Source organism: Pseudomonas sp. ESBL9 (assembly GCF_036668715.1).
In the GTDB taxonomy this organism is placed as follows: Bacteria; Pseudomonadota; Gammaproteobacteria; order Pseudomonadales; family Pseudomonadaceae; genus Aquipseudomonas; species Aquipseudomonas lundensis.
In genome coordinates this window covers 510,435-528,172 of the sequence record NZ_JAZEVV010000004.1, presented here as the reverse complement: position 1 = coordinate 528,172, position 17,738 = coordinate 510,435, and the positions used below count along the sequence as shown (strand labels likewise).

The window sequence follows — 17,738 nt, the reverse complement described above, 5'->3', positions numbered from 1 at the left end:
ATTCGTTTTTCTGTGAACGGGGGCGGGGGGCCGAATCTGGCGCCGTATGGCTACGGGGGTGGGCAAAATTGCTGCGCGTCACTGCCGGTGAAATGGCACCCCGGGCTGACGGTGGTGGTGGAGTGGGAGAAAGATCCTGATCCATATGCTTACGCAGATTGGCCAAAGCCCCGCTATTCGGATGCTTGGAGCAAAGCAGCCAGAGAGCATGAAGCCAAATACACCCGTCATCGAGCCGTTGTGCCTGTTGCACGGTACGAACGGTTGGGGGTTGTGAACGTGCACTTCTTGCCGTGCAACCAAGTGGCAGTTACCGCGGGGCTCATGATGCCCGGAACGCCCAAATATCCGTTTCACTTTCCTCAAAAAATGCAGGAGCCCGCGACATGTCCAGAGTCCTGATTCGAGTCTTGTGGCTGATGTTGATCAGCGGCCTTGCACTGCAAGGCTGCACCCCGCCAAAGCCCGTGCGTCTGGGTACACCCATCGAAGGGTACAGCCATACCTCGGCGGCGATTAATTGGTTTTCTGTGAATGGAGGCGGCGGGCCGAACATCAGTCCTTATAGCGGCGGTGGCAAACAGAATTGCTGCGCGTCATTGCCTGTGAAATGGCACCCCGGGCTGACGGTGGTGGTGGAGTGGGAGAAGGATCCCAATGTGTATGACTCAATCAACTGGCCAAAGCCCCGCTATTCGGATGCTTGGAGCAAAGCAGCCAGAGAGCATCAGGCCAAATACACCCGTCATCGAGCCGTTGTTCCTGTTGCGCGGTACGAACGGTTGGGGGTTGTGAACGTGCACTTCTTGCCGTGCAACCAAGTGGCAGTTACCGCGGGGCTCATGATGCCCGGAACGCCCAAATATCCGTTTCACTTCCCTCAAAAAATGCAGGAGCCCGCCACATGTCCAGAGTCATGATTCGAGTCCTGTGGCTGACGTTGATCAGCGGCCTTTCGCTGCAAGGCTGCACCCCGCCAAAGCCCGTGCGTCTGGGTGCCCCCATCGAGGGATACAGCCATACCTCGGCGGCGATTAATTGGTTTTCTGTGAATGGAGGCGGCGGGCCGAATCTGGCGCCGTATGGCTATGGGGGTGGGCAAAATTGCTGCGCGTCACTGCCGGTGAAATGGCACCCCGGGCTGACGGTGGTGGTGGAGTGGGAGAAGGATCCCAATCCGTATGACTCAGTCAATTGGCCTGATCCTCCGTTTTCGGATGCTTGGAGCAAGGCGGCTAAAGAGCACGAAACGCGTTACACCCGTCATCGAGCGGTTGTGCCTGTTGCACGGTACGAACGGTTGGGGGTTGTGAACGTGCACTTCTTGCCGTGCAACCAAGTGGCAGTTACCGCGGGGCTCATGATGCCCAGAACCCCCAAATATCCTTATCAATTTCCTCAAAAAATGCAGGAGCCTGCGACATGTCCACAACCATGAATTCATCTTCCCAAAAGCCGGCTCCGGAATTTATGAGCCCCACTCCATATTTCAAGGAAGACGGGTTGCTGCCAAAAACGCCGGGCGATGTGTTGCGCAATTACCGAGAGCAACAAGCGGCCTTTCATGGGTTTGAGCAAGCCGCGATGAGCGCTGCTTGGGCTGCCGGACACGCATACGCGGGCGCCCCGTGCATGAAAATTGTGACGATCAGCCTGTGTTTTGACGGTACGAACAACCATGAACCGTCTGACAGCAAGGCCACACCTTTAACCACAACCAATGTGGCGCGTCTTTACCATGCGAGTTTGGGCGGCTCTGTTTATGAAGCAGAGGAGAGGGAGGGGTTTTACCGGTATTACATGCAAGGCGTTGGCACCGAGTTCAAGGATATAGGTGAATTTGAACCCAACAGTGACGGCCTGACAAAGGCGGTGGGCGGTGAGAACCGGATCAACTGGGGCATTACCCGAGTGATCGATGCCTTGAAAAGGGCTTCAGGCGAAACCTATCTGGATACAGATGACGCGTATGCCTTGGTGCAGAAAATGGGCACCAGCCTCACCGAAGATTTACTCGGCGTTTCGCTTTTCAAAAACAGCTATACCCGTCGCCAGGAAGTACTGGCCGCCCCGCTGGCCGAACTAAAAAGCCAGATTGATGCGGCACACGCGTCTAAAACCATTCCTGAAATCAAGGCCGTGCGCCTGTTCGTGTATGGCTTTTCCCGTGGCGCAGCCCAGGCGCGGACGTTTGCCAACTGGCTGGAGGCCTTGACCAAGGTGGAGGTGGAGGGCAGCACGTGTTACCTGTTCGCTGGCCTGCCGATCAAGATCGTGTTCATGGGCCTGTTCGATACCGTGGCGTCGGTGGGGTTACCGTATATGGTGCCCTTTGCCGCCGGGCACATGGGCTGGGCCGATGGCAGCCTGCGCCTGAGCGATGACGAGGCCTTCCTTGAGCATTGCGTGCACATGGTGGCGGCGCATGAGCAGCGCAGTTGCTTCCCGGTGGATTCCATTCGGCGTAAAGCCAACCCGGACGACCCGATGTGCCCGTCCACTTACCGCGCCGGTACGGCGGAGTACATCTACCCCGGCATGCACTCGGATGTGGGCGGCGGTTACCCGCCCGGCGATCAGGGCAAGGCCTCTCAGGGTGTAAAAGAGGTGGTGTCGCAGCTCGCTTTGCACCACATGTATGCCGAAGCCTACAAGGTTGGGGCGCCGTTACAGGCACCGAAAGACGCACTTGAACCAGAGCTCAAAACGCGCTGGCCTTGGTTACTTATGGATGGTTCCACTGCCGTTGAATTCGCCGTAGGCCCCACCGTCATCACCCGCTTCAACACTTGGCTTAATGCCATGGACAACGGTCCGCTGGAGGAGGTGATGAGGCGCGAGGCGGGGTTGATCACCGGTTGGCGGATCAGCCGTTACGCCAAGGGCTGTGCCCCTCATACCCAGTCGTACAGCGATGTGATGAGGGATGGCCCGCCCAAAGACATGAGCTCTGACGAGGTCAAGGCCTTCAAAGCGTTGCACGGCATGCAACTCAAGGCAGATGCGGCCGCGCTGGCGGGCGCGCCTGCTCCCGTTTTGACCGAGGTGCAGTTGGCTGAAAAAACAGCCCACGAAGCCATCAAAAAGAAGTACGAGGAACGTAGCAAGACCCCGCCCGTGCAGAGGTTCAACACCAGCAAGGTGTACGAACCGTCCCTTGAATACCGGCAATTGCGCAACGCCATGGCCGATTTTCGACGTGACTACGTGCCGGAATGGAACCTGGACACCAGCGAGTTTGTCGGCTGGGGAACGCTGTTAAACACGTTTCTCGGCGGGTTGGTCTACATGACCAATGAGCAGGATGAAGCGCAGCACTATGCCGACATGCGCAGAGATGGGGAGATCCGTTATGGGCAACTGTTCGGCCATGATGGCAAGGCGTTGAACGACAGTGTGTTGCCGATCATCCGCCTGTTCGATGAGCATGTGCATGACTCCCGCGCCTGGTTCATGAACGCGGAGTTGAATGAGCGCGAGTTGTTCAGTGATTACTTCCGTTACCGCAACATCTTTTTCGACACCGAGTCCAACAACGAACTGACGTTGCTGGTGACCACTGAGCGCGTGGTGGGCGTGGCGCTGTCGGTGGCCAGCGTCGGCCTGAGCGTCAAACGTCATGACCCGCGCTTTCTGGTGGGGCTGGTGATACCGACCCTTGGTACGCCGGTGTTTCGCGGCAAAGTGGGCTTCCCGAGCATCAGCGCGTTTGACACTGTCACGCGCCGCGCCCTGCCCATGGTTGAAGGGCTGACCTCAATCCGCGCCTTCAGCAAAGACACGGCCAGCGCCGTCAAAGCCGCCCAGGCCTTGCCGCTGGCGCCGCTGCTGAGCGAAGCCACAGCCACGACCGAAGACCTGATCGCCATCCTCAAAGGCGAACCCGCCGAAATCCCCGCCCCAAGCAGCGACGAACTGGCCCGTACCGCCGCCCGCAAATCCCGCTGGCCAAGCCCTGTGGAAATCGACCCTGTTGAGCAGGCGATTGCCGAACTGGTCGGCGGTCACGTCTACGGCAAACCCTACTTTTTGGACATCGATTCGATTGTGTAGCGCACGTCTTTGAAACCTAACAATAAGAAATCATCTCATGACACATCTATTACGAATCCTGTTTATCAGCGGGCTTGCGCTGCAAGGCTGCACCCCTCAAAAGCCCGTGCGTCTGGGTACACCCATCGAAGGGTACAGCCATACCTCGGCGGCGATTCGTTTTTCTGTGAACGGGGGCGGGGGGCCGAATCTGGCGCCTTATGGCTACGGGGGTGGGCAAAATTGCTGCGCGTCGCTGCCGGTGAAATGGCACCCCGGGCTGACGGTGGTGGTGGAGTGGGAGAAAGATCCTGATCCGCATGCTTATGGACGTTGGCCGGAACGGATGTTTTCTGATGAGTGGCGCAAGCGTATGGACGAGCACGAAACGCATTACACCCGTCATCGAGCCGTTGTGCCTGTTGCGCCCTATGAGCGACTGGGTGCAATCGATGTGCACTTTCTTCCTTGCAATCAGGTTGCGGTTTCGGCAGTGGCGATGCTGCCTGGGCAACCTGGCTACCCGTTCAACTTCCCTCAAAAAATGCAGGAGCCCGCGACATGTCCAGAGTCCTGATCCGAGTCTTGTGGCTGACGTTGATCAGCGGCCTTGCACTGCAAGGCTGCACCCCGCCAAAGCCCGTGCGTCTGGGTACACCCATTGAGGGGTATAGCCATACCTCGGCGGCGATTAATTGGTTTTCTGTGAATGGAGGCGGCGGGCCGAACATCAGTCCTTATAGCGGCGGCGGCAAACAGAATTGCTGCGCGTCACTGCCGGTGAAATGGCACCCCGGGCTGACGGTGGTGGTGGAGTGGGAGAAGGATCCTGATCCATATGCTTCTGCGAATTGGCCTCCTCTCGGAACTGACGGTTATCGGGCTGCTTATAAGTTGCATGCAGCGAAGTACACCCGTCATCGAGCCGTTGTGCCTGTAGCGCCCTATGAGCGACTGGGTGCAATCGATGTTCACTTTCTTCCTTGCAATCAGGTTGCGGTTTCGGCAGTGGCGATGCTGCCTGGGCAACCTGGCTACCCGTTCAACTTTCCTCAAAAAATGCAGGAGCCCGCCACATGTCCAGAGTCCTGATTCGAGTCTTCTGGCTGATGTTGATCAGCGGCCTTGCACTGCAAGGCTGCACCCCGCCAAAGCCCGTGCGTCTGGGTGCCCCCATCGAGGGGTATAGCCATACCTCGGCGGCGATTAACCGGTTTTCTGTGAACAGGGGGGGCGGGCCAAACATCAGTCCTTATAGCGGCGGTGGCAAACAGAGTTGCTGCGCGTCACTGCCTGTGAAATGGCACCCCGGGCTGACGGTGGTGGTGGAGTGGGAGAAAGATCCCAGTCCGTATGACTCAATCAATTGGCCAAAACCCCGCTACTCGGATGCTTGGCGAAAGGCTGCTAGAGATCAAGAAGCGCACTACACCCGCCATCGAGCTGTTGTGCCTGTTGCGCAGTACGAGGACTTAGGAATTGTAAATGTGCATTTCCTGCCTTGTAACCAAGTAGCCGTTTCGGCTGGGACGACTTATCCGGGTCGTCCTGATTATCCGTTTCACTTCCCTCAAAAAATGCAGGAGCCCGCCACATGTCCAGAGTCCTGATTCGAGTCTTGTGGCTGATGTTGATCAGCGGCCTTGCACTGCAAGGCTGCACCCCGCCAAAGCCCGTGCGTCTGGGTACATCCATCGAAGGGTACAGCCATACCTCGGCGGCGATTCGTTTTTCTGTGAACGGGGGCGGGGGGCCGAATCTGGCGCCGTATGGCTACGGGGGTGGGCAAAATTGCTGCGCGTCACTGCCGGTGAAATGGCACCCCGGGCTGACGGTGGTGGTGGAGTGGGTGAAAGATCCTGATCCATATGCTTACGCAGATTGGCCTCCTCTCGGAACTGACGGTTATCGGGCTGCTTATAAGTTGCATGCAGCGAAGTACACCCGTCATCGAGCCGTTGTGCCTGTAGCGCCCTATGAGCGACTGGGTGCAATCGATGTGCACTTTCTTCCTTGCAATCAGGTTGCGGTTTCGGCAGTGGCGATGCTGCCAGGGCAACCCGGCTATCCGTTCAACTTCCCACAAAAAATGCAGGAACCCGCCACATGTCCAGAGTTCTGATTCGAGTCCTGTGGCTGACGTTGATCAGCGGCCTTTCGCTGCAAGGCTGCACCCCGCCAAAGCCCGTGCGTCTGGGTACACCCATCGAGGGGTACAGCCATACCTCGGCGGCGATTAACCGGTTTTCTGTGAACAGGGGGGGCGGGCCAAACATTAGTCCTTATAGCGGCGGTGGCAAACAGAATTGCTGCGCGTCATTGCCAGTTAAATGGCACCCCGGGCTGACGGTGGTGGTGGAGTGGGAGAAGGATCCTGATCCGCATGCTTACGTGAATTGGCCTCCTCTCGGAACTGACGGCTATCGGGCTGCTTATAAGTTGCATGCCGCCAAATACACCCGTCATCGAGCCGTTGTGCCTGTTGCACGGTACGAACGGTTGGGGGTTGTGAACGTGCACTTCTTGCCGTGCAACCAAGTGGCAGTTACCGCGGGGCTCATGATGCCCAGAACCCCCAAATATCCTTATCAATTTCCTCAAAAAATGCAGGAGCCTGCGACATGTCCACAACCATGAATTCATCTTCCCAAAAGCCGGCTCCGGAATTTATGAGCCCCACTCCATATTTCAAGGAAGACGGGTTGCTGCCAAAAACGCCGGGCGATGTGTTGCGCAATTACCGAGAGCAACAAGCGGCCTTTCATGGGTTTGAGCAAGCCGCGATGAGTGCGGCTTGGGCTGCCGGACACGCATACGCGGGCGCCCCGTGCATGAAAATTGTGACGATTAGCCTGTGTTTTGACGGTACGAACAACCATGAACCGTCTGATAGCGAGGCAAAGCCTTCCACCACAACTAACGTGGCGCGTCTTTACCACGCGAGTTTGGGGCGTAACGAAAATGAAGTGGTAAGACGTGAGGGTTTTTACGCCTATTACATGCAAGGCGTTGGCACCGAATTTAAGGAAATACGTGAATTTGAACCCAACAGTGACGGCCTGACAAAGGCGGTGGGCGGTGAGAACCGGATCAACTGGGGCATTACCCGAGTGATCGATGCCTTGAAAAGGGCTTCAGGCGAAACCTATCTGGATACAGATGACGCGTATGCCTTGGTGCAAAAAATGGGCACCAGCCTCACCGAAGATTTACTCGGCGTTTCGCTTTTCAAAAACAGCTATACCCGCCGCCAGGAAGTACTGGCCGCCCCACTGGCTGAACTTAAAAGCCAGATTGATGCGGCACACGCGTCTAAAACCATTCCTGAAATCAAGGCCGTGCGCCTGTTCGTGTATGGCTTTTCCCGTGGCGCAGCCCAGGCGCGGACGTTTGCCAACTGGCTGGAGGCCCTGACCAAGGTGGAGGTGGAGGGCAGCACGTGTTACCTGTTCGCTGGCCTGCCGATCAAGATCGTGTTCATGGGCCTGTTCGATACCGTGGCGTCGGTGGGGTTACCGTATATGGTGCCCTTTGCCGCCGGGCACATGGGCTGGGCCGATGGCAGCCTGCGCCTGAGCGATGACGAGGCCTTCCTTGAGCATTGCGTGCACATGGTGGCGGCCCACGAGCAGCGCAGTTGCTTCCCGGTGGATTCCATTCGGCGCAAAGCCAACCCGGACGACCCGATGTGCCCGTCCACTTACCGCGCCGGTACGGCGGAGTACATCTACCCCGGCATGCACTCGGATGTGGGCGGCGGTTACCCGCCCGGCGATCAGGGCTAGGCATCGAAGGGCGTGCATGAGGTGGTGTCGCAGATTGCCCTGCAGCATATGTACGACGAGGCCTACAAGGTCGGGGCGCCATTGCAGGCGCCCAAAGACGCACTTGAACCTGAGCTCAAAACACGGTGGCCTTGGCTAGTAATGGATGGTGAGACTCGAAACGAATTCGACGTAGGCCCCACCGTCATCACCCGTTTCAACACCTGGCTCAATGCCATGGACAACGGTCCGCTGGAGGAGGTGATGAGGCGCGAGGCGGGGTTGATTACCGGGTGGCGGATCAGCCGTTACGCCAAGGGCTGTGCCCCTCATACCCAGTCGTACAGCGATGTCATGAGGGATGGCCCGCCCAAAGACATGAGCTCTGACGAGGTCAAGGCCTTCAAAGCGTTGCACGGCATGCAACTCAAGGCAGACGCGGCCGCGCTGGCGGGCGCGCCTGCTCCCGTTTTGACCGAGGTGCAGTTGGCTGAAAAAACAGCCCACGAAGCCATCAAAAAGAAGTACGAGGAACGTAGCAAGACCCCGCCCGTGCAGAGGTTCAACACCAGCAAGGTGTACGACCCGTCCCTTGAATACCGGCAATTGCGCAACGCCATGGCCGATTTTCGACGTGACTACGTGCCGGAATGGAACCTGGACACCAGCGAGTTTGTCGGCTTCGGAACGCTGGTAAACACGTTTCTCGGCGGGTTGGTCTACATGATCAATGAGCAGGATGAAGCGCAGCACTATGCCGACATGCGCAGGGATGGGGAGATCCGTTATGGGCAACTGTTCGGCCATGATGGCAAGGCGTTGAACGACAGTGTGTTGCCGATCATCCGCCTGTTCGATGAGCATGTGCATGATTCCCGCGCCTGGTTCATGAACGCGGAGTTGAATGAGCGCGAGTTGTTCAGTGATTACTTCCGTTACCGCAACATCTTTTTCGACACCGAGTCCAACAACGAACTGACGTTGTTGGTGACCACTGAGCGCGTGGTGGGCGTGGCGCTGTCGGTGGCCAGCGTCGGCCTGAGCGTCAAACGTCATGACCCGCGCTTTCTGGTGGGGCTGGTGATACCGACCCTTGGTACGCCGGTGTTTCGCGGCAAAGTGGGCTTCCCGAGCATCAGCGCGTTTGACACCGTCACGCGCCGCGCCCTGCCCATGGTTGAAGGGCTGACCTCAATCCGCGCCTTCAGCAAAGACACGGCCAGCGCCGTCAAAGCCGCCCAGGCCTTGCCGCTGGCGCCGCTGCTGAGCGAAGCCACAGCCACGACCGAAGACCTGATCGCCATCCTCAAAGGCGAACCCGCCGAAATCCCTGTCCCAAGCAGCGACGAACTGGCCCGCACCGCCGCCCGCAAATCCCGCTGGCCAAGCCCTGTGGAAATCGACCCCATTGAGCAGGCGATTGCCGAACTGGTCGGCGGCCACGTCTACGGCAAACCCTACTTTTTGGACATCGATTCGATTGTGTAGCGCCGGTTGAGGGCCAGCCCTGGCTGGCCCTGTTTCGCAGGGATTTACAAGGTTTCAGGCTCGCCGCAGGGGGCTTTTTCAAGGGAGACCCCGTGGGTCATCGGCGCCGTGTGCCGTGTTGAGATCAGGGTGTAGATCGACGGCAGCACAAACAGCGTGAACAGCGTGCCCACGACCATCCCCACCACAATCACGATCCCCAGCCCAAAGCGGCTGCTGGCGCCCGCGCCGCTGGCGAACAGGAGCGGCACCAGGCCCACGACCATGGCGGCGGTGGTCATCAGGATCGGGCGCAGGCGGATGCGCGCCGAGCGGATGATGGCGTGGGCCGGGGAGCAGCCACTGGCCTGTTGCAGTTCGTTGGCGAACTCGACCATCAGAATCCCGTGTTTGCTGATCAGGCCAATCAACGTCACCAGGCCGATCTGTGTGTAGATGTTGAGCGTGGCCCAACCCAGCGCCAGCGGGATGAGGGCGCCGCAGATCGACAGGGGCACGGTGATCAGGATGATCAGCGGGTCGCGCAGGCTCTCATACTGTGCGGCCAGCACCATGTAAATGACGATGATGGCGAACAGGAAGGTCATCATCAGCGCGTTGCCTTCGTGGATGAACTGCCGTGAGTCCGATTGCCAGTCGTGGCTGAAGCTGGCAGGCAGTTGTGCGCTCTGATTGGCCAAAAAGGCCACCGCTTCGCCAAGGCTCACGCCCGGGGCCGGGATGCCCTGAAAGGTGGCCGAGTTTTGCTGGTTGAACTGTTTGAGGCGGTTGGGCTGGATGTCACTGTGCAGGCTGACCACGGTCGACAGTGGCACTTGCACACCGCTGTCAGTGCTGACGTAAAAGCCGTTGAGCGCGTCCGGGGTCAGGCGCTGTTTGGCTTGCGTCTGCGGGATCACGTCGTAGGAGCGGCCCTGCAAACCAAAGCGGTTGGTGTAGTTTTCACCGACCAACACCGCCAGCGTGCTGGCGATGTCTTGCAGGCGAATGCCGAGGCTGTTGGCTTTGCTGCGGTCGATGCGCACTTCGGTCACCGGGTTGTTGAAGTCCAGGTCACTGTCGACCACCGCGAACAGGCCGCTGGCCCGCGCCTGTTCCTTGATGTCTTGCATGGCTTGATACAGCGCGCGGTAATCCTCGGTGCTGCGAATCACCAGTTGCACCGGCAGGCCGCCGGTCGAGGCGGGCAGGGGCGGCATCTGGAAGACGAAGATCGAGTTGCCTTCCACGGCGTCCACCTGTTGTTGCAGCTCGTTCTGGATCTGTGCGGCGCTGCGGTCGCGCTGACCCCATTCGCTGAAGTTGATCCCCGCGAAGCTGGCGGCAACCCCGTCGGTGCCGTTGATGATCCAGGTGCTGGTGGTTTCCGGGATCCGGGCCAGCAGTTCGCTCAGTTGGGCAGCGTAGCGCTCCACGAAGTCGAGGTTGGCGTGTTGCGGGGACTTGATCGCCAGCAGCAGGTTGCCCTGATCTTCGTTGGGCGCCAGTTCCTTGTCCGCGTGGCCGTATAGCAGCGGCAGGCTCAGCAGCACCAGCAGGCCGAACGCCAGTACCGCGCCGCGTGCGCGCAGCGAATGCACCAGCCCGCGCTGATACAGGCGCGACAGGCGGTGAAAGAAGCCCTCGGCCAGCAGGCTCATGCGCCCTTCGCTCTGGCCGGGGGGCAGCAGTTTGGCGCACATCACCGGCGTCAGGGTCAGGGCGATCACGCCGGACACCAGCACCGCGCCCGCGAGTGTCAGGGCAAACTCCTTGAACAGCGCGCCGGTGAGGCCATTCATCAAGCCGATGGGCATGTACACCGCGGCCAGGGTGATGGTCATGGCGATGACCGGCGAGGCGATTTCCCGTGCGCCGACCAATGCGGCGTCAAGCGGCGCGCGGCCTTCCTTGATGTGACGGTGAATGTTCTCGGTCACGACGATGGCGTCGTCCACTACCAGGCCGATGGCCAGCACCATGGCCAGCAAGGTGAGCAGGTTAATGCTGAACCCGAACATCGCCATCAGCGCCAGCGCCCCGAGCATCGACAGCGGGATGCTGAGGATCGGGATCAGCACGGTGCGCCACGAGCCCAGGCACAGGAAGATAATGACCACCACGATCAGGATCGCTTCGAGCAGGGTTTCGAGCACTTCCAGAATCGAGGCTTCGATAAAGTGCGCGGTCTCGAACGCCAGCGCCACCTCGACACCGGGCGGCAGGGTCTTCTGGATGTCGGGGAGCAGGCGCTTGATGCCCTCGACGATCAGCAGCGGGTTGCCCTTGGGCGTGGCGTACAGGCCCAAGTGAACCGCAGGTTTGGCGTCCATCAGGGCGCTGGTTTCATAGGCGGCCGAGCCCAGTTCGATCTCGGCAATGTCGCGCAGGCGCAACAGGTGGTCGCCACGGTTGCTGATCACCATGTCGCGAAATTCATCGAGGGTGTTGAGGTCGCTGTTGACCTGGATCGAGGACACCACGTAGTGGCCTTTGATCTGCCCCGGGGCGGCCTGAAAGTTGTTGGCGCGAATCGCCTGTTCCACCTGATCGGCATTGATGCCGTGGCCCGCCATGCGCTGCGGGTCGAGCCACACGCGCATGGCCAGGCGCTGGCCACCAAACGTGTCGACCTTGGCCACCCCTTCAAGGGTGGAAAACAACGGTTGCACCACGCGGCTTAGGTAGTCGGTCAGGGCGGCGGCGGACAGGGTGTCGCTGGAAAAGCCGACGTAGGCGACGGCCGTGGAGTCCCCCGCCGAACGCTCGATGACCGGGTCATAGGCCTGCTCGGGCAGGCGGTATTTGACCTGATTGACCTTGGCAATCACTTCACTCAGCGCCTTGGCCGAATCTTCGTTAAGCGCCATGCGCAGGGTAATCACACTGTGGCCCTGCACCGACGATGAACTGACGTAATCGACGCCTTCCACCGATGCCAGCGACTGGTTGATCGGCTGGGTGATGAAGCCTTGCATCAACTCGGCGGGGGCGCCGGGGTAATCGGTGCTGACGGTAATCACCGAGCTTTCCAGTAGCGGGTACTGGCGCACGGGCAGGCCCATCCAGGCTTTTAGCCCGGCCAGCAGGATCATCAGGCTGACCACCAGCGCGAGCACCGGGCGGTGGACGAAAATGTCAGTGAATTTCACTTTTGCGCTCCTGCTTCGACGGCCAGCGCGGCGCTGGTCACCGGTTCGATGCTCACGCCATCACTGAGCTTGATCTGGCCCGAGATCACGACCTGATCGTCGGCCGACAGGCCCTTGTCGATCACCACTCGGCCATCGCGCCGCTCGCCGGTCTTGACCGACACACGGCGTACCGTGGGCGCGCTTTTTTCATCACGGGCCGGTTGCACCACGTACACGTCTTCGCCATAGGCGCTGTAGGTGACGGCGGTTTCTGGCAGGCTCAGGGTGTTTTCCGGCATGGCCTGTGGCAGGCGCACACGGGCAAACATGCGCGGCAGTGCTGCGCCAGGCGGGTCTTGCAGACGTGCCTGAACGCTCAACGTGCGGGTGCGGTCCAGAAACGGGTCGACGCTGCTGACCACCGCCGTGACCGGTTGGCCGGGCAGGGCATCGAGTTCAATCAGCAAGGGGCTGCCGGTCTTAAAGTGCGCCAGGGCTTGTTCGGGCACGCTGAAATTGACGAACAGGCCTTTATTGCCGATCAGGTTGATCAGGGTGTCGCCAGGGTTCACGTATTGGCCCATGTGCACTTTGCGAATACCCAGCGTGCCGGCAAATGGCGCACGAATGGTGCGCTGCTCGATCTGTGCCATCAGTTCCTGCAAGGCCCCGCGTGCGGTGGTGTATTCGGCCTGGGCATCGTCCAGGGCCTCGCGCGACACGGCGTTGGAGGTAATAAGTTTTTGCAGGCGTTCGAGGCGTACGCGGGCGTTGTCCACCTGACCTTGCAAGCGCACCCGTTGCCCGCGCTCGGGGGCATCGTTGAGACGCACCAGCACTTGACCACGCTCGACCCGTTGCCCGGATTCGATGGGTAGCTCGACGATACGCCCGCCGATTTCGGCCGGCACGCTGACTTCTTCCACCGCTTCGAGCTCGCCGATGGCCTCCAGGTAACGGGTGAAGGGCTGGCGACTGACCGGCGCCACGGCCACCTTGAGCGGGGCCGCCACATACCCGGCCGGGGCAGGCTGTTGCCAGCGCCAGACGCCCCAGGCCACGCCGGCAAGTACGAGAGCAATCAGGGCCCAAAGGGCTGTGCGCCGGATCAGCGGACGAGTGCTTGCAGCGACGTGAGGCATGATCTTGTTCCTTAAAGAGGCAATCAGTAAATCGGCCAACAGCCCGGCGTGAGCAGTTCGACGAGGTTATGGTCGGGGTCGCGGAAATACACACTCGAACCGCCCTTGGGCCATTGCGTGCGGCCTTCGATGGCCACCCCGCTGTCGTCCAGTTTTTGCTGCCAGGCGGGCAGGTCGTCGGCGTCGATGGCGAAGCACACGTGAATCCGGCCGTGGGCATCGTGCGGCGGGATTTCGCCGCCGCTCAGGTATTTGGTTTCAAGGGACGCCCCGCGCTTAAACAACAGAAGCGTGTTGAGGTCGCCGACGTTAAACGCGATCAGCACATCGCTTTCGACCATGACCTCCAAATGAAGGGTTTTGTAGTAAAAATCTTTTGCTGCTGTAAGATCTTTCACGTAAAGAGCGGTTTCAATTATCCGTTTGAGTTGAAGCATGGGGCGCTCCGTATCGGGAAGGTAATCCCGGATTTGTGAATGACAGGATGGTCATGGTTTTACTGCGCAATATTGATTTGAACCTGTTAGTGGTGCTCGACGCGCTGCTGACCGAAAAGCACGTCACGCGCACCGGGGCCCGGCTGCATTTGAGCCAGCCGGCCATCAGTCACTCTCTGAGCAAACTGCGGGTGTTGCTCGACGACCCGATCCTGATCCGTCAGGGCAGCGAAGTGGTGCTCAGTGCCCTGGCGCAAAACCTGCAGGCGCCGCTCAAGGAAATCCTCAGCCAGATTGAAATCCTGCTCGGTAAGTCGATTGACTTTGTGCCCGCCAATTCTCACCGCACCTTCCGCCTGGCGATGTCTGATTACGGCGCGGCGATCGTGTTGCCCAAGCTGTTGCGGCAACTGCGCGCCGAGGCGCCGAACACCACGCTGGTCGTAACCCAGGACAGCCGCCACGGCATGCTCGAACAGATTGCCCAAGGCAAGATCGACCTGGCGTTGGGGGTGTTTCCCAACCTCAGCGCGGACATCTCCAGCGAGGTGCTGTTTGAAGAAACCTTCTCCTGTCTGCTGGATCGCAGCACCTTGCCGGCCAACGGCCAACTGGATTTGGACAATTACCTGTTGCGCCCGCACATTTCGGTGTCGGTGGACGGTTGTTCGAACGGTGAAATCGACCGCCTGCTGCGCGACGAAGGCTTGCAGCGCCGCATCGCAGTCAGTGTCCCGCACTGGCGGACCGCCCCGAGCATGATCAGCAACACCGACCTGATCCTCACCGTGGCCACCCGCACGTTGGATAACGCGTTGCTCGATGAAGAACTGGTCAGCCTCAGCCCGCCGTTGCTGATTCCGCCGTTCCCGTTTGTGCAGATCTGGCACAACCGTTTCGGCGAAGACCCGGCGCATTTGTGGCTGCGCGAGCAAGTGCGGCAGGTGGTCGGTCATGCGGCCCCCGCGACCTGAGCCGGGCGCAGGCGTAAACGCAAGTCCTGACCCAGTTGCGTGACATCGAACAGGGTGAAGTCCAGCGCTTGCTTGAGGTGCACCAGCTCCGGCATGTGCACCAGCGGCCGGGCCAGATCGCCCAGCAGTTTGGGTGCGATGTAGACCAACACTTCGTCCACCAGGCCGGCTTTGAGAAATGCCCCGGCCAGGGTCGGACCGGCCTCGACCATCACGTCGTGCAACCCGCGCTGGCTGAGCTGGCTCAACAGTTCATGCAGGTCGAGCCCGTAGATATCGCCGTCGACGCGCAGCACTTCGGTGGTCTGATTCGCAGGCAGAGGCGTGTCGTGGCGCACCACGTGCAGGCTCGGGGCGCTGCTGTTAAACACCTGCGCACTGGCCGGGACTCGGGCGGCGCTGTCCAGCACCACGCGCAGCGGCGCGACGGCTTCGGGCGAGGAGAGCTGGCGCACCGTGAGCAGTGGGTCATCCCCCAGCACGGTGCCGCTGCCCGTGATGATGGCGGCACTGCGGGCCCGCCATTGCTGCACATCGGCACGCGCCTTGGGCCCGGTGATCCATTGCGAGCGGCCATTGCTCAGCGCCGTGCGTCCGTCCAGGCTCATGCCCATTTTCAGTTGCACCCAAGGGCGCTGGCGCTGAATGCTCGACAGAAAACCGCGATTCAACTCACTCGCCGCTTCGCGCATCAGCCCCACCTTGACCTCGATCCCCGCGGCCCTCAGTGCGGCAATCCCTTGACCATTGACCTGTTTGAACGGGTCCTCAAGGGCTACGATCACTCGGCTGACACCGCTTTCGATCAAGGCCTGATGACAAGCCCCCGTGCGGCCGATGTGGCTGCACGGTTCCAGCGTCACGTAGGCGGTGGCGCCCTTGGCCAGGGCGCCTGCCTGACGCAAGGCGAACACCTCGGCATGCGGCCCGCCCGCCCGCCGGTGCCAACCCTCGCCCACGACGCAATTGCCGTGAGCGATCACACAGCCCACCCGAGGGTTGGGCCAGGTGGAGTGGCTGCCACGCTCAGCCAACGACAGCGCGTGTTGCATGTGCTGAAAGTCGACTTCGGTGAAATAGGTCATGACAGCAGTGGCCTGCCTGCACGCGCCGTGATCGGGTAAATGCGACCGTCGTAGGCGCTGGCCAGAAAACCGTTGCCGTTGGCTGCCTGGGTCAGGCAGGAGATGCCGCTGGCGGTCGGTTTCTCGAACTTCTCCCAAAGGCCGGTGCGCACATCGAACAGGGCAACAGTGCCGCCATAGCTGCCGGTGGCGATCAGGTTTTGGTCCTTGGACACCGCGATGCACTTGATGGAATGGTTGTGCGGGGTTTCGAAGACTTCACTTTCACCATTGCGCCACAGGCGCAGTTTGAGGTCGCGGCCGATGCTGGCGAATCCGCCCTCAATTTGCGTGCAGCCGTTGGAGATGCGGTCGTGCGCCTTGTCCAGATAGGTGTGTTCGGTGAAGTCGTCAATGGTGAAGAACGCCGCTGCTGCGGTGGCACACACGCTGAAGATGAAGGTTTCGTCAGCGGCAATGCCTTTGATGGCGTTGTCGTGCATGGCCACTTCCGTGAGGAAGACGGGCTGCTGATGGTCCAGTTTGAATATCAGCGCTTCACCGGTGTACGTGCCGATGGCCGCGTGCAACTGACCGTCTTTGATGAACGTGGTGCCGCAGTTCAGGGGCGAGCGGTGCTGGTAGAGGGCCTGTCCGGTGCGGGCGTCGAACACCGTGCCCATCTGGCCGCCGGTGAGTACGCTGTCGCCGAACGGCAGCAGGAAGTTGCACAGGCTGCCGGCCTGGGTGTTGGCCACGCCGTTGACGTGCAGGATGCCCGCATCCCCGATGCTGAAAATGTCATCGTTGACCAAGGCCACGGCGTTGAGGCTGATGGCTGGTTCGATGCCGTCCAGGTCCCAGATCTGGGTGCGGAAGTTCCAGGTGGCATAGCATGAGCCGAAGGTCACGAACGCAATACGGTCTGTGCCGAGCAGGGCGCAGCTGCGTGGCCAGATGATGCTGGGCAGTGAGGTTTCGGCGGTTTTTTCCAGACGGTTCTGGCTGTTCAGGTGCCAGAGCATCACGGAGCGGTCATAGCTGAGGCTGATCAACAGACGCTGGGCGTCGTCCCAGATGATGCGCTTGATACCCGCGGTGTGAGCCGGTTGCAGGAACGTGCCCTGGGCGCTGATCAGCGAGATTTTGCCTTCGTCGTCACCGGCGAAAATGATGCCGTCGCGCGACAGGGCCACGGTGTCGGTTTCAACCCCGCCCAGGTCAATGATTTCCAGTTGTGCGCCAGTCATGGCATCCCAGCGGCGGATCGAACCGTCGTCGCTGCTTGAAACCAGCGTAGCGCCGTCAGCGGCCCAGCACACTGAAATAACATCGGCGGTGTGGCCTTGGAGGATGCGCAGGGTGCGGCCATTGAGGTCGAACAGACGCAGCGTATGGTCGCGTGAGCAGGTGGCGATGGTTTGTCCGTCAGGCGAGAACGCAGCCATTTCGATGTCGTCATCGTGGCCGATCAGCACTGCTTTCATGCGCAGGCTCGGGACTTCCCAGACGCGCGCGGTGTAGTCACTGCTGGCGCTGACCAGCAGGGTGCCGGTGGGGTTGAACGCGCACTGGTTGGCCAGGTGGTCATGCACCACGCGCTGAATCGGGGTTTTGGTGGTGGCATCCCACAAAATGACCTGATTGTCATAACCGGCAGTGGCGACATAGAAATCTTTAAACGTGGCAATACCGCTGATCGGGCCGAAGTGCTTCATGTGTAT

At 60.2% G+C, this 17,738-nt stretch carries 17 protein-coding genes; 12 read left to right on the top strand and 5 right to left on the bottom strand.

Annotation, left to right across the window (positions count from 1 at the left end; genetic code table 11):
• The 11 genes from V6F78_RS14815 to V6F78_RS14765 all read left to right on the top strand — a co-directional run.
• A partial coding sequence (locus V6F78_RS14815) for a DUF3304 domain-containing protein (protein WP_332727656.1) occupies positions 1-402 on the top strand: 402 nt, incomplete at its 5' end.
• Positions 387-920, top strand: coding sequence for a DUF3304 domain-containing protein (locus V6F78_RS14810; RefSeq protein WP_332727654.1), 534 nt, complete (start codon positions 387-389; stop codon positions 918-920). The genes V6F78_RS14815 and V6F78_RS14810, both read left to right, overlap by 16 nt.
• Entirely contained in the window at positions 905-1,438 is a 534-nt protein-coding gene (locus V6F78_RS14805) for a DUF3304 domain-containing protein (RefSeq protein WP_332727652.1), read from the top strand. Before V6F78_RS14810 ends, V6F78_RS14805 begins: the two co-directional genes overlap by 16 nt.
• 32 nt (positions 1,439-1,470) lie before the next feature.
• Entirely contained in the window at positions 1,471-4,053 is a 2,583-nt protein-coding gene (locus tag V6F78_RS14800; RefSeq protein ID WP_332727649.1) for a T6SS phospholipase effector Tle1-like catalytic domain-containing protein, read from the top strand.
• A gap of 37 nt (positions 4,054-4,090) precedes the next feature.
• On the top strand, positions 4,091-4,609 hold the full coding sequence (locus tag V6F78_RS14795; RefSeq protein WP_332727647.1) for a DUF3304 domain-containing protein: 519 nt from the start codon (positions 4,091-4,093) through the stop codon (positions 4,607-4,609).
• Positions 4,594-5,124 carry a DUF3304 domain-containing protein gene (locus V6F78_RS14790; protein WP_332727646.1) on the top strand — a complete coding sequence of 177 codons (531 nt, stop codon included), beginning with the start codon at positions 4,594-4,596 and terminating at the stop codon, positions 5,122-5,124. Before V6F78_RS14795 ends, V6F78_RS14790 begins: the two co-directional genes overlap by 16 nt.
• On the top strand, positions 5,109-5,642 hold the full coding sequence (locus V6F78_RS14785) for a DUF3304 domain-containing protein (RefSeq protein ID WP_332727644.1): 534 nt from the start codon (positions 5,109-5,111) through the stop codon (positions 5,640-5,642). Before V6F78_RS14790 ends, V6F78_RS14785 begins: the two co-directional genes overlap by 16 nt.
• Positions 5,627-6,154: a DUF3304 domain-containing protein gene (locus V6F78_RS14780; RefSeq protein WP_332727642.1), complete on the top strand. Its 528-nt coding sequence runs from the start codon at positions 5,627-5,629 to the stop codon at positions 6,152-6,154. The genes V6F78_RS14785 and V6F78_RS14780 overlap by 16 nt, the downstream gene beginning before the upstream one ends.
• Positions 6,139-6,669 (top strand): DUF3304 domain-containing protein, encoded by a 531-nt coding sequence (locus V6F78_RS14775; protein ID WP_332727641.1) that lies wholly within the window; start codon positions 6,139-6,141, stop codon positions 6,667-6,669. Before V6F78_RS14780 ends, V6F78_RS14775 begins: the two co-directional genes overlap by 16 nt.
• 32 nt (positions 6,670-6,701) lie before the next feature.
• The gene (locus tag V6F78_RS14770; protein ID WP_332727639.1) at positions 6,702-7,817 is read left to right on the top strand and encodes a T6SS phospholipase effector Tle1-like catalytic domain-containing protein; all 1,116 of its coding nucleotides are present in this window, start codon (positions 6,702-6,704) and stop codon (positions 7,815-7,817) included.
• Positions 7,818-7,841: 24 nt separating this feature from the next.
• The gene (locus V6F78_RS14765; protein ID WP_332727637.1) at positions 7,842-9,284 is read left to right on the top strand and encodes a T6SS phospholipase effector Tle1-like catalytic domain-containing protein; all 1,443 of its coding nucleotides are present in this window, start codon (positions 7,842-7,844) and stop codon (positions 9,282-9,284) included.
• A 44-nt stretch (positions 9,285-9,328) separates the two neighbouring features.
• On the opposite strand, the gene V6F78_RS14760 is transcribed toward V6F78_RS14765, so the two are convergent.
• Genes V6F78_RS14760 through V6F78_RS14750 form a run of 3 tightly spaced genes read right to left on the bottom strand, consistent with a single transcriptional unit; the run spans position 9,329 to position 13,976 of the window.
• Complete coding sequence (locus tag V6F78_RS14760; RefSeq protein WP_047292399.1) at positions 9,329-12,415, bottom strand: MexW/MexI family multidrug efflux RND transporter permease subunit; 3,087 nt, start codon at positions 12,413-12,415, stop codon at positions 9,329-9,331.
• The gene (locus tag V6F78_RS14755; RefSeq protein ID WP_332727635.1) at positions 12,412-13,539 is read right to left on the bottom strand and encodes an efflux RND transporter periplasmic adaptor subunit; all 1,128 of its coding nucleotides are present in this window, start codon (positions 13,537-13,539) and stop codon (positions 12,412-12,414) included. Before V6F78_RS14755 ends, V6F78_RS14760 begins: the two co-directional genes overlap by 4 nt.
• 23 nt (positions 13,540-13,562) lie before the next feature.
• Positions 13,563-13,976 carry a VOC family protein gene (locus V6F78_RS14750; RefSeq protein WP_047292403.1) on the bottom strand — a complete coding sequence of 138 codons (414 nt, stop codon included), beginning with the start codon at positions 13,974-13,976 and terminating at the stop codon, positions 13,563-13,565.
• Between the two features lie 47 nt (positions 13,977-14,023).
• On the opposite strand from V6F78_RS14750, the gene V6F78_RS14745 reads away from it, so the two are divergent.
• Positions 14,024-14,950 (top strand): LysR family transcriptional regulator, encoded by a 927-nt coding sequence (locus V6F78_RS14745; protein ID WP_047292405.1) that lies wholly within the window; start codon positions 14,024-14,026, stop codon positions 14,948-14,950.
• Here V6F78_RS14745 and ribD read toward each other — a convergent pair.
• Both ribD and V6F78_RS14735 read right to left on the bottom strand, forming a co-directional pair.
• Positions 14,929-16,035, bottom strand: coding sequence for a bifunctional diaminohydroxyphosphoribosylaminopyrimidine deaminase/5-amino-6-(5-phosphoribosylamino)uracil reductase RibD (ribD, locus tag V6F78_RS14740; protein ID WP_047292406.1), 1,107 nt, complete (start codon positions 16,033-16,035; stop codon positions 14,929-14,931). The two genes, V6F78_RS14745 and ribD, sit on opposite strands and share 22 nt — an antisense overlap.
• A complete protein-coding gene (locus V6F78_RS14735; RefSeq protein ID WP_048375639.1) occupies positions 16,032-17,732 on the bottom strand; it encodes a WD40 repeat domain-containing protein in 1,701 nt (566 codons plus the stop codon). Before V6F78_RS14735 ends, ribD begins: the two co-directional genes overlap by 4 nt.
• Positions 17,733-17,738: the final 6 nt, after the last annotated feature.

What these genes read in the sequence shown, in the direction of transcription:
- V6F78_RS14810 (WP_332727654.1), top strand. Translation starts at nt 387, where the DNA reads ATGTCCAGAGTCCTGATTCGAGTCTTGTGGCTGATGTTGATCAGCGGC.
- V6F78_RS14805 (WP_332727652.1), top strand. Translation starts at nt 905, where the DNA reads ATGTCCAGAGTCATGATTCGAGTCCTGTGGCTGACGTTGATCAGCGGC.
- V6F78_RS14800 (WP_332727649.1), top strand. Translation starts at nt 1,471, where the DNA reads ATGAGCCCCACTCCATATTTCAAGGAAGACGGGTTGCTGCCAAAAACG.
- V6F78_RS14795 (WP_332727647.1), top strand. Translation starts at nt 4,091, where the DNA reads ATGACACATCTATTACGAATCCTGTTTATCAGCGGGCTTGCGCTGCAA.
- V6F78_RS14790 (WP_332727646.1), top strand. Translation starts at nt 4,594, where the DNA reads ATGTCCAGAGTCCTGATCCGAGTCTTGTGGCTGACGTTGATCAGCGGC.
- V6F78_RS14785 (WP_332727644.1), top strand. Translation starts at nt 5,109, where the DNA reads ATGTCCAGAGTCCTGATTCGAGTCTTCTGGCTGATGTTGATCAGCGGC.
- V6F78_RS14780 (WP_332727642.1), top strand. Translation starts at nt 5,627, where the DNA reads ATGTCCAGAGTCCTGATTCGAGTCTTGTGGCTGATGTTGATCAGCGGC.
- V6F78_RS14775 (WP_332727641.1), top strand. Translation starts at nt 6,139, where the DNA reads ATGTCCAGAGTTCTGATTCGAGTCCTGTGGCTGACGTTGATCAGCGGC.
- V6F78_RS14770 (WP_332727639.1), top strand. Translation starts at nt 6,702, where the DNA reads ATGAGCCCCACTCCATATTTCAAGGAAGACGGGTTGCTGCCAAAAACG.
- V6F78_RS14755 (WP_332727635.1), bottom strand. Translation starts at nt 13,539, where the DNA reads ATGCCTCACGTCGCTGCAAGCACTCGTCCGCTGATCCGGCGCACAGCC.
- V6F78_RS14750 (WP_047292403.1), bottom strand. Translation starts at nt 13,976, where the DNA reads ATGCTTCAACTCAAACGGATAATTGAAACCGCTCTTTACGTGAAAGAT.
- V6F78_RS14745 (WP_047292405.1), top strand. Translation starts at nt 14,024, where the DNA reads ATGGTCATGGTTTTACTGCGCAATATTGATTTGAACCTGTTAGTGGTG.
- ribD (WP_047292406.1), bottom strand. Translation starts at nt 16,035, where the DNA reads ATGACCTATTTCACCGAAGTCGACTTTCAGCACATGCAACACGCGCTG.
- V6F78_RS14735 (WP_048375639.1), bottom strand. Translation starts at nt 17,732, where the DNA reads ATGAAGCACTTCGGCCCGATCAGCGGTATTGCCACGTTTAAAGATTTC.